The sequence below is a fragment of the Streptomyces sp. NPDC087422 genome (assembly GCF_044744145.1).
In the GTDB taxonomy this organism is placed as follows: domain Bacteria; phylum Actinomycetota; class Actinomycetes; order Streptomycetales; family Streptomycetaceae; genus Actinacidiphila.
On the sequence record NZ_JBIUXT010000002.1, the window covers coordinates 429,344 to 439,916 of the forward strand.

9 protein-coding genes are annotated in these 10,573 nt (G+C 71.0%); 4 read left to right on the top strand and 5 right to left on the bottom strand.

Translation table 11 applies throughout. The features are described 5' to 3' along the window. Positions 1 to 96 precede the first annotated feature (96 nt). Positions 97 to 675 carry a sigma-70 family RNA polymerase sigma factor gene (locus tag ACIO6U_RS07695; protein WP_401716481.1) on the top strand — a complete coding sequence of 193 codons (579 nt, stop codon included), beginning with the start codon at positions 97 to 99 and terminating at the stop codon, positions 673 to 675. Further along, a complete protein-coding gene (locus ACIO6U_RS07700) occupies positions 672 to 2,021 on the top strand; it encodes a maleylpyruvate isomerase N-terminal domain-containing protein (protein ID WP_355337552.1) in 1,350 nt (449 codons plus the stop codon). Before ACIO6U_RS07695 ends, ACIO6U_RS07700 begins: the two co-directional genes overlap by 4 nt. 125 nt (positions 2,022 to 2,146) lie before the next feature. Here ACIO6U_RS07700 and purU read toward each other — a convergent pair whose 3' ends face one another. Continuing rightward, positions 2,147 to 3,022 (bottom strand): formyltetrahydrofolate deformylase, encoded by an 876-nt coding sequence (purU, locus tag ACIO6U_RS07705; protein ID WP_188279924.1) that lies wholly within the window; start codon positions 3,020 to 3,022, stop codon positions 2,147 to 2,149. Positions 3,023 to 3,173: 151 nt separating this feature from the next. Continuing rightward, on the bottom strand, positions 3,174 to 3,620 hold the full coding sequence (locus ACIO6U_RS07710) for a hypothetical protein (protein ID WP_391043159.1): 447 nt from the start codon (positions 3,618 to 3,620) through the stop codon (positions 3,174 to 3,176). Positions 3,621 to 3,780: 160 nt separating this feature from the next. Here ACIO6U_RS07710 and ACIO6U_RS07715 point away from each other — a divergent pair, with 160 nt between their 5' ends. After that, positions 3,781 to 5,043, top strand: coding sequence for an ABC transporter substrate-binding protein (locus ACIO6U_RS07715; protein ID WP_401716486.1), 1,263 nt, complete (start codon positions 3,781 to 3,783; stop codon positions 5,041 to 5,043). 55 nt (positions 5,044 to 5,098) lie between these two features. On the opposite strand, the gene ACIO6U_RS07720 is transcribed toward ACIO6U_RS07715, so the two are convergent. From ACIO6U_RS07720 to ACIO6U_RS07730, 3 genes are all read right to left on the bottom strand, one after another. Continuing rightward, positions 5,099 to 6,283, bottom strand: coding sequence for a serine hydrolase domain-containing protein (locus tag ACIO6U_RS07720; RefSeq protein ID WP_401716488.1), 1,185 nt, complete (start codon positions 6,281 to 6,283; stop codon positions 5,099 to 5,101). A 198-nt stretch (positions 6,284 to 6,481) separates the two neighbouring features. After that, entirely contained in the window at positions 6,482 to 7,981 is a 1,500-nt protein-coding gene (locus ACIO6U_RS07725; RefSeq protein WP_401716490.1) for a hypothetical protein, read from the bottom strand. A 235-nt stretch (positions 7,982 to 8,216) separates the two neighbouring features. Continuing rightward, a complete protein-coding gene (locus ACIO6U_RS07730) occupies positions 8,217 to 9,596 on the bottom strand; it encodes a transcriptional regulator (RefSeq protein ID WP_401717150.1) in 1,380 nt (459 codons plus the stop codon). 258 nt (positions 9,597 to 9,854) lie between these two features. Here ACIO6U_RS07730 and ACIO6U_RS07735 point away from each other — a divergent pair, with 258 nt between their 5' ends. Further along, entirely contained in the window at positions 9,855 to 10,511 is a 657-nt protein-coding gene (locus tag ACIO6U_RS07735) for a bifunctional DNA primase/polymerase (protein ID WP_391043148.1), read from the top strand. Positions 10,512 to 10,573: the final 62 nt, after the last annotated feature.

Sequence of the window (10,573 nt, forward strand, 5' to 3'; positions counted from 1 at the left end):
CGACCTGAGCGCATTCGGGCACGCTGAACACACTCGGCTACGGTCGGTGGCCGGGCAAGGGGCGACAGGGCAGGCGACGAGGCAAGGGGGCGGCAGATGGCGACACCCGCACCACCGCGCTGGGACCGCAAGATGCAGCAGCGGCTGGCGCGCGGTGAGGAAGCCGCACTCGGCGAGCTGTACGACCGGTACGCCTCACTTGTGCACGGCCTGGCCTATCGCGTGATGAACGACGACGACGCGGCCGACCTCATCACCCGCGAGGTGTTCGGCTACATCTGGGAAAATCCGGACGCCTACGACCCGAAGCACGGCTCGCTGCGGTCGTGGATCGCGACACTCACCCAGCGGCAGGCCGTGCACCGGCTGCGACAGCAGTCGAACCGGGGCCGTTCCACGCCGGACGAGGTGGAGGCCCGGGTACGCGAGGCCAACACGGCGGCCCGCGCCGACTTCATCGTCACCTCGATGCCCGCCCCGCTGCGCGCCGCCCTCGAACTGGCCTACCGGGAAAGGGTCGACTACCGCACCGCGGCGGCCGGGCTCGGGGTGAGCGAGGACGAGGCGCGCCGTCGGCTCCGGCTCGGGCTGCAACTGCTGTCCACGGCCATGGAACCGGGCGAGCAGGGCGACGACCACCCGCTGGATCCCCGGGGACAGCGAGGGCGACGATGAGCGGTCCCGCGTTCCACAACGGCGACGGCCCGCACGGCGGGGACGACGGCGAGCCGCGCGTCCCGTACCAGCGCGAGCAGCCCGAGACGCGGGAGACCGCGCACCGGCAGCCGCCCGCGGAGTCGCACCAGCCGATGCCCCAACTGCCGCACTACGACCACCGCACCCTCAAGTCGCTGCTCGGCGCGTGGGCGTTGTCGGTGTGCTCGCAGGACGAGGCGCTGGCGGTCGAAGTGCATCTGACGGACTGCGCCACCTGTGCGGATGAGGCGCTGCGACTGCGGGACGCGGTGGGTCTGCTGCACCAGGAGGATTCGCTCGACCTCGATCCGCTGCTGCGGGCACGGGTGTTGGAAGGCTGCCTCGGCCGTCGGCCGGCGCGTATCCCGGTGCCCGAGTGGGCCGGACCGTTCGACGCGGAGGCCGCCCGGCTGGACGCGCTGCTGCGCGACCTCGGCGACGGCTACTGGAAGGCACCGGTCGAGCTGAAGTGGCACGACGGCGAGCAGCGGTCGACGGAGTTCACGGTCGCGCAGGTCATCGGTCATCTCACCGCCGTGGACAGCCTGATCGCCAGGTCGCTCGGGCTGCCGCCGGACGGCGGCGACCCGTCGGCGGACCCGCCGCGTTCCGGGCTCGGCGGCCTGGGCCTGGGCATCGGAATGGGCATCGCCTCCCGCGCCCGGCTGCGCAACGCCCGCACTATGGGCGACTTCCCGCTCACCCCGGTCGAGCGCACCGCCGCGCACTGGGCGACGCACAGCATGCTGCCCGGAGCGACCGTGCGCTCCCTGTGGCGTGAGCAGAGCCACAGCCTGGTGCGTACGGTCTCCTTCGCGGGCGGCGGCGCGGGCGGGCTCGACGTCGACTACGGCTCGTTCGCGCTGCCGCTGGAAGACGCCTTCCTGGACCGGGCCTTCGAGTGCTGGATCCACGCGTCGGACATCGCCGAGGCCGTGGACTATCCGTACGATCCCCCGGCGCCGCGCAATCTCAACCGCATCATCGACCTCGCCGCGCGGCTGCTGCCCGAGGCGCTGGCGGACCGGCGCAGGGCCGGTCTGACCACCTCGCCGACGCATCTGGTGACGGCCGGTACGCCGGGCCGCTCGCTGCTGCTCGAAGTCGAGGGCAAGGGCGGCGGCCAGTGGTACCTGCCGCTGGACTCGCCCGGCGCCGTCGCGTCGCCGGAGGAGATGGTCGCCCATGTGGCGATGGACTGCGTCGAGTTCTGCCAGTTGGCGGCGGGCCACATCGAGCCGGAGCGGATCGCGGTCGGCCAGATCGGCGACCGCGACGTCATCCGTGACGTGCTCTTCGCCACGGCGTCCCTGTCCCGCCTCTGAGACGGACGCCTGTGCCCTGACGAGGGCCGGGCGAAGAGCCCGCTCGGACAGAGAGCTCAAGCGAAGAGCCCGGACAGAAGGCTCAGGCGAAGAGCTCGGACAGAAGGCTCAAGCAAAGAGCCCGCTCAGGCGAAAACGACCGTGCGGTGGCCGTTGAGCAGCACCCGGTGCTCGCTGTGCCACTTCACCGCGCGGGCCAGCGCCTGGCACTCCACATCGCGCCCGATGGCGACGAGCTGTTCCGGCGTGACCTCGTGGCCGACCCGCTCGACCTCCTGCTCGATGATCGGCCCCTCGTCGAGGTCGGCCGTCACATAGTGCGCGGTGGCGCCGATGAGCTTCACACCGCGGGCGTGCGCCTGGTGGTAGGGCTTGGCGCCCTTGAAGCTCGGCAGGAAGGAGTGGTGGATGTTGATGATCTGACCGGACAGCTCACGGCACAGGTTGTCGGAGATCACCTGCATGTAGCGCGCGAGCACGACGAGTTCGACGCCCTCCTTGCGCACGATCTCCAGCAGCCGCGCCTCGGCCTCGGCCTTGGTGTCCCTGGTGACCGGCACATGGTGGAAGGGAACGCCGTAGGAACCCACAAGTTCCTGGAAGTCGGTGTGGTTGGAGACCACGGCGGCGATCTCGACCGGCAGCGCGCCGATGCTGGTGCGGAAGAGCAGGTCGTTGAGGCAGTGCCCGAACTTGCTGACCATGAGCACGACCCGCATGCGCTCGTCTGACGGGTGGATCCGCCAGTCCATGTGGTACGCCTCGGCGATCGCCGCGAAGCTGGCGCGCAGCTTGTCCACGGTCACCGCCTGCTCGGCCGAGAAGTGCACCCGCATGAAGAACAGGCCGGTGTCCTGGTCGCCGAACTGCTGGCTGTCGACGATGTTGCAACCGGTCATGAAGAGATAGCTGGAGACCGCGTGCACGATGCCCTGTTTGTCCGGGCAGGACAGGGTGAGGACGTACTGCGGGTCTGGCTGCGGCGGCTGCTGTTCGGTCACGCCGTCAGCCTCGCACAAACCGACCCCTTCAGGTCGGACTGTCCGTCAAGCGGAACCCACGGATATCGCGCGCCAGGTGGCGCGGGGAAAATCAGGTGCCACCGGAAAACACGCACCAGGTGCGGCCCGGGGACGTATGAACATCCGACGGTCACGCCGACCGTATGTAGATCGCCAGCACCTCCAGCGAGCGCGGCGGCGTGTCCGGGTCGTCGCCGTCGGCGGCGGACATCCGTATGTGGGCGTCGCGGGCGGCGCGGACCGCCTCCGGCCAGGCGTGGTGGTCGAGATAGGCGGCGACAGGTGCGTCGGCGCCCACCTGGTGCAGGATTTTGAGGACACGCAGCACGGCGACGTCGACGAGCGCGGCCTCCTGCGAGTCGCGGAAGATCGTGCCCACGTACTTCTCGGCGGACCAGTTGTCGAGCCAGGTGTCCTCGACGAGCCGGTACACGGCGTCCGTGACGTCCCCGTATCCCTCGCGGCCGGTCTGCCAGACCTCCCGCTGGAACACCGGGTCGCTGATCATGTGCAGCGCGGAGCGCACATTGCTGCGCCAGCGCCACCAGGGCATGTCATTGAGCGGCATGCCCCCCATCGTGGAGGAGTGACGGCCGCGACGGGAAGACTTCTCCGAACCTTGCACAATGGCGCATCGTACGTTCTCCACCGACGCCACCCGTAATTCACCTGATAGTGACCGTCCGTTCGCTTGTGGTCACCCCGGCGTTGGGCGCGGGCCGGAATCTTCGCATGACATGAGGGAACGGCGTATCCGCAGGGTCCGCACGGCTGCCGTCGCGCTGCTGGCCACAAGTGCGCTGCTCAGCGGGTGCGGCGTGCTTCCCGGGGGTTCGGGCGGCTCCACGGGACCGCTCGTCGTGATGACGTGGGCGCCGGTCGACACGAAATCGACCAATATGCCGGGAATGCTCGCCATGGCGCAGGCATTCGAGAAGTACACCAACGAGCAGGGCGGTCTCAACGGCCGCAAGTTGAAGGTGCTGACCTGCAACGAACGCCATGACGCGGTCGCCGTCACGGACTGCGCGCAGCAGGCGGCGAAGGCGGGCGCGGTCGCGGTTGTCGGTTCCTACAGCGAAGAGGGCGGCAGTTTCACCACCGCCCTGGAGTCGAACGGCATCCCGTACATCGGCGGCTACGGCATCACCGCCGACGAGTTCCAGAGCCTGCTGTCGTACCCGGTCAACGGCGGTCTGCCCGCGCTGCTGGCGGGCAGCGGACGGCAGTTGGCGGACCTGTGCAAGAAGGTCAATCTGGTGCGGCCCGACACGATCACCGGTGACCAGTTCCCGATCTTCCTCGACCAGGGGCTCAAGAGCGGCGGCCGGCCGCCCGCGCGCGACATGCTCACGGCCGACGACTCCAACGACTACACCGACATCGCCACCGCCGCGGTCGGCAACAACAAGCCGTCCACCTGCGTCTCCGCGGTGCTCGGCGACCGCACCAGCACCTTCTTCGACTCCCTGCGCCGGGTCGGCGAGGAGCAGCCGAAAGTGCGGCTGTCCTCGGTGCTCGGCAGCGTGCAGCAGTCGGTGGTGGACTCGACCGGCGGCGCGGGCAGCCCGCTGGAGAACGCGTACGTGACCGGCTGGTACCCGCCCGCGTCCGACGCCAAGTGGGCCGAGATGAAGTCGGTGGTGAAGAAGTACGCGTTCGGCGACGACCGGATCGACGTCGCCGACCCGGGGGTGCAGACCACCTGGGTCGCGTACACCGTCTTCGCCAAGGTGGTGCGGGCGATGGACGAGAAGGCCAGCGTGAACGCGGACAATCTGCACCGCGCGATGGACACCACGACCCACCTGTCGACCGGCGGCCTCACCCCGGATCTCGGCTGGACGCAGACGGATCTGCTGGGCATCCCGAGCCACTCCCGGATGGTGAACTCCAAGGTCACTTATCAGGTGGTACACGACGGGCGGCTCGTGCTGGCGCGGCCGGGCTTCGTGGACCTGACGAAGACGCTCCGGCAGAACTCGTCCGCGCAGAACTGAGCGCCCACGAGCGGCCCGTACAACTCCTAGCGCCCCGTCCAGGACGCGCGCGCCCTCACACCCCCGCCGCGTACCGCCAGAAGTCCCGCATCACCTGGGGCGGCGTCGGGCCGGTCATCGAGCGCTGCGTGAAGAGGATGCTGACAGCGCCGGTCGACGGCGTGACATGCGCCGTGGTGCCGCTGCCACCGACCCAGCCGTAGCGGCCGAGGACGTTCCAGGGGTCGGTCTCCGCGACGTCCACCGAGCCGCCGAAGCCCCACCCCTGGCCTTCGAGGAACAGCTCGCTCGCGTCGCGCTGGGACCGCGTCAGGTGGTCGGTGGCCATCATCCGCACCGACCGCGCGGACAGCAGCCTGCGGCCGTCCACGGTCCCCTCGGCGAGCAGCATGCGGGCGAAGGCGAACCAGTCGTCGACGGTCGAGACGAGGCCGCCCGCGCCCGAGGTGAAACCGGGCGCCTTGGTCCACTCCTCGCCCGGCGGGTCCGACAGTTCGACACCGCCGTCCGCGCCCGTCCCGTAGGCGCTGGTCAGCCGGTCGAGCGCGGTCGCGGCCACGGTGAAGCCGGTGTCGGCCATGCCGAGCGGTTCGAAGATCCGCTCGGCGAGGAACTCGGCGAAGGAGCGGCCCGAGACCCGGGCGATCAGCGCGCCCTGGATGTCCGAGCCGGTGTTGTACAGCCAGGCGTCTCCCGGCTGGTGGAGCATCGGGATACGGGCCAGCGCCGCCAGCCAGTCGTCGGGGCCCGCGAAGCCCGACAGCCGCGCCGGGCCCTGCTTCAGCTCGGTGAACAGCGGTTGCAGGGCGGGGAGTGAGAAGTCGCTGGGCATGCCGTACCCGGCCCTGAAGGTGAGCACGTCGGCCACGGTGACCGGCCGGGCGGCCGGGACCACGTCGTCGACCGGGGCGTCCGGGGTGCGGACGACGACCGGCGCCGCCAGTTCCGGCAGCCAGGTGGCGATGGGGTCGTCCAGCGCGATCCGGCCGTCGTCGACGAGCATCATCACGGCGGCGGCGGTGATCGGTTTGCTGACGGAGGCGATCCGGAAGATCGCGTCCCTGGCCATCGGCACGGCACCCTCAAGGTGCGCGGAACCGACCGCTGCGACCTCCACCCGGTCGCCGCGCGCCACCAGACCCACCGCACCCGGAATCGTGCCGTTGTCGATGTACGGCTCCAGGACGCCGCGCAGGCCCGCCGCCGGATCGGTCGTGGAACTGTTCGTGGAATGCGTCATCGGTCCACCTCTCGCGTGGTGCGGTCGAGAGGAAGACTGCCGCGTCGGCGCGGATTCATCGGTCGGGCGCGGACGTGTCGGCTCCGTCACCGTCCGTCCGCGTACGCACGCATATAAGCGCACGGGAGCGCACAGGCGCGCAAGGAAACGCGCGGTGACGCGTATACGCGCGTGGCCCCGTCAACCAACAGCCCCCGCTCAGAGCTGGCTGTACTGCCGCTCGGTGAGCCCGTACTGCTTCGCTATGGCGTTCCACAGCCGGACCGCGCGCTTCTTCTGCTCGGTGGCGGTGCCGCTCTCGCGGTTGCCGTCCTGGGCCTCGCCGGTGCTGCGGGCGTGGCCGCCCTTGCAGACGCTGTGGTTGTGCGCGGCCTGGTCGGCCCAGTTCGCGTAGTGGCCGTCCGCGGCGGCCGAGGCCTGCCACGCCTTGGTGAGGGCTTCGGTCAGGTCGGCGTGGTTGGGCAGCTTGTCCACCGACAGGCCGCCGAGCTGGGTGACCAGGCCGGTGCGCTGGGTGGCGGCGGACCGCAGGTCGGCGGCGGCGGGCCCGAGATTCTTGCAGTTCTTGATCGACTCGACCGCGCTCACCACGGAGCTGCGGCTGTTGCCGCTGGTCTTCAGCAGCGCGTCGAGGCCCTGCGCCTGCTGCTTGACGGCGTCGTCGGCCGCGGAATCGGTGCTGCCGCTCGCGGACGTGCTCGGCGCGGAGGACGCCGGGGTGCCGCTCTTCGACGCGGTGTTGTCCGTCTTGGCGTCGCCGCCCTTGTTCAACAGCCCGCCGACCACGAGGCCCGCGACCACACACCCGGCGACGACGATGCCGATCACCATGAGGGGCGACAGCCTGCGGCGCGGACCGTCGTCCTGACCGTGCCCGCCGTCGTAGCCGTAACCGGGGTCGTACGGCTGCTGCGGGGGCTGGCCCATGCCGCCCTGCTGCTGCCCGTACTGCTTCTGTTGCTGTTGCTGGGACGGCGGCTGGATGATCCGCTGGCGCAGCGGTTCCGGGCCGGGCACGTCGCTGCGGAACAGGTGGTCGTAGTCGCTGTCGTGCTGCGGCCCCGTCTGGGGCTGCTCCTCGTACCCGCCGCCGCCCTGGCCCTGACCTTGGCCCTGACCCTGGCCCTGACCTTGGTCGTACGACTGCTGGCCGTACTGCTGCTGGCCGCCGTACGACTGCTGCTGGTCGTACCCCTGCTGCCCGTAGCCGTCGTAAGGCTGCTCAAAGGACTGCTCGTACGACTGCTGCGGGGGCGGGGACTGCGGGCCGCCGTACTGCGGCTGCTGTTCCTGCTGGTCGCGGTCCTGGAAGATGGACAGCGGCAGCGCCTGGGTGGCGTCGGCGGCCTGCTGCTGCGGGGCCGCGGGCGGCGCCTGCGGCGGTACGGGCGGCAGCGGCGGTACGGGGCCCGGCCCCTGGCTCGCGGCGGCCATCGGCATGCCGGGGTCGCCGCCGGGGTACGGGGGCAGCATTTGCGTGGCGTCGGCCACCGGGACGGCGGGCGGCGGCATGCTCCCGGGATACGGCGGCAGCATCTGGGTGGCGTCGGCGGGCTCGGGCAGCGGGGCGGGCTCGCCCCAGGGGGAGCCGCCGGCCGGCTGCACATGTTCCCCGTAGGGCGGCTGCTGCCGCCCCGCGGGCACCACGACGCCCCGGTACGCCTCAGGCGTCTCCTCGCCGCGTCCGTCGGTGTGCATCGCCGCTGACTCCCGCCTATGCCCTGTCGTCCGTTGCCGGATCCTTCCGAACCATCCGCCAACGCTACCGGGTTAACCGGACCATCAACCACGTACCCGAACGAGTGAACGTCATGACACACCGAGAGGGCGGAAGTACCGGGCGTACCGGGCCCGTTCCCGCAAGGTCTCTCCAGCGCTTTGGCCACCGCGCGGGGACGCGGTGTCGGTCGCGTAACGATTCGGTGATGGTCCGCTATGCGGCGTCCTGTTCCTCCAGACGGGCACCGAACTCGCGGACCACGGGCTCGGCCGCGTAGGGCTCCAGGCGGCGGCGGAAGTCGTCCAGGTACTCCGCGCCGCGGTTGGAGCGCAGACCGGCCAGAAGGGTGACGGCGCGGGTGCCCGTGTTGCAGGCCTCTTCCAGTTCGCGCTGCTGCACCTGGGCGTCGGCGAGCAGCAGCATGTCGATGGCACGGCGCCTGGTGCGCGATTCGGGGTGCGCGGCGAGCGCTTCCTCCGCGCGGCGCGCGGCGGGCGCGGCCTGGCCGAGGTCGCGGTGACAGTGCGCCAGTTCGTCGGCGAGGTAGGCGTGGTCGAAGTGGGCGATCCAGGGCGGGTCGTCGTCGGGCCGGGAGTGTTCCATGGACTCGACCGCGAGGTTGGCCACGGTGGCGAAGGTGCGGGCGTCGCCGAGCAGCGCGTGGCCGCGGGCCTCCGCGGCGTAGAACATCGCCTCCGCCGTGGGTGTCACCTGGCCGCGGGCGCCTTCCTGTGCCGCGCGGGCGAGTTGGGCGATCTCGCGCGGGTTGCCGAGCGAGGCGGCGAGGTGGCTCATGCTGGCCGCGAGGATGTAGCCGCCGTAGCCGCGGTCGCCCGCCGCCTGGGCCAGGCGCAGCGCCTGGATGTAGTAGCGCTGGGCGAGTCCGGGCTGTCCGGTGTCGACGGCCATGTAGCCCGCCAGTTCGGTCAACCGCGCGACGGCGCCGAAGAGTTCCCTGCCGACCTGGTCGCGGTAGGTGCCCGCGAGTAACCCGGACACCACGCTGTTGAGGTAATGGACGACGACCGGGCGGACGTGTCCGCTGCCGAAGCGGTGGTCCAGGTCGGTGAGCGCCTGCGTCGTCGCCTTGACGGCCTCGACGTCCGACATGCCCACCCTGGCACCGCCGTTGCGGGCGACGCCCTGGTCGGGGCGGGTGATCAGCCAGTCGCGGCTGGGCTCGACGAGGGCGGAGGCGGCGACCGTGGAACCGGTGAGGAAGTCGCGGCGGCCGACATCGCTGCGCCACAGCTCGCAGACCTGCTCGATCGCGCCGAGGACGGTCGGCGCGAAGTGCAGACCTATGCCGGTGGCCAGGTTCTTGCCGTTGGCCATGCCGATCTCGTCGATGGACACGGCGCGTCCCAGCTTGCGGCCGATCGCCTCGGCGATGATGGCCGGGGCCCGGCCGCGCGGCTGCTGACCCCGCAGCCAGCGGGCCACGGACGTCTTGTCGTACCGCAGGTCGAGGCCGTGTTCGGCGCCGCACATGTTGACCCTGCGGGCGAGCCCGGCGTTGGAGCAGCCGGCCTCCTGGATAAGTGCCTGAAGCCGTTCGTTCGGTTGCCGAGCCACGAGCGGTCGTGCGGCCATCAATTCCCCCACTTCGACGATGCGTACCTCGTCCTGGTGACAGGTGCCCATCTCATCACCGAAAAATGCCCTGTTAGAGCGGCATTTCATGTCGTTTTCGCCTTTAGCGGAACGAGCGGAACGACACGCGGACCCCAAGTGACTACCCGAATACGGGCCCGGATCGCGCACGCGCCCCCGGGCGTGCACCAGTGCGCCCGCCATGAGCCGAGGGCCCGGCCCCCGTAACTCACGCTGACGAGGGAAGTTGTGCAGCGCGTGGAAGACACCATCGGAGCACCGCGGCAGCTCACCGCCCAACTTCTCGACACGGCCGTCCGATACGCGCAGGAGCGGCACTGGGACGTGCTCCCCGGCTCCTGGATCGAGGACGACACGGGCGGCCCCGCGCTGTGCTCCTGCGCGTCTCCCACCTGCCCTGCTCCCGGCGCCCACCCGACCCGGCCCGACTGGGCGGCGCACGCCAGCGGCAGCGCCGACGCGGTACGGCGCATGTGGGGCAAGCAGCCGCGCGCCTCGGTCCTGTTGCCGACGGGCCGTACGTTCGACGCGGTCGACGTGCCGGAGGTGGCGGGGTGCCTGGCGCTGGCCAGGATGGAGCGGATGGATCTGCCGCTGGGCCCGGTGATCTGCACGCCCGACCGCAGGCTGGTCTTCTTCGTCCTGCCCGGCGCCACCGTCAAGGTGCCCGATCTGCTGCGGAAGTTGGGCTGGGCGCCCGGCTCGCTCGACCTGCGGGTGCGCGGCGAGGGCGACTGGATCGCCGCGCCGCCGACGCGGACGGGGCCGGGCGCCTCGGTGCAGTGGGCGCGGCAGCCGACCGCCCTGAACCGGTGGCTGCCGGACGTCGAGGAGCTGCTGAGTCCGCTGGCGTACGCGTGCGGGCGGGAGTTGGCGGCGGCGAGGGGCCGCTGACCCCTGCGCGCGGGGCTCACGCTCCCGAGTCATTCAGTCACTGTCAGTGGTCGCGTCTAGGG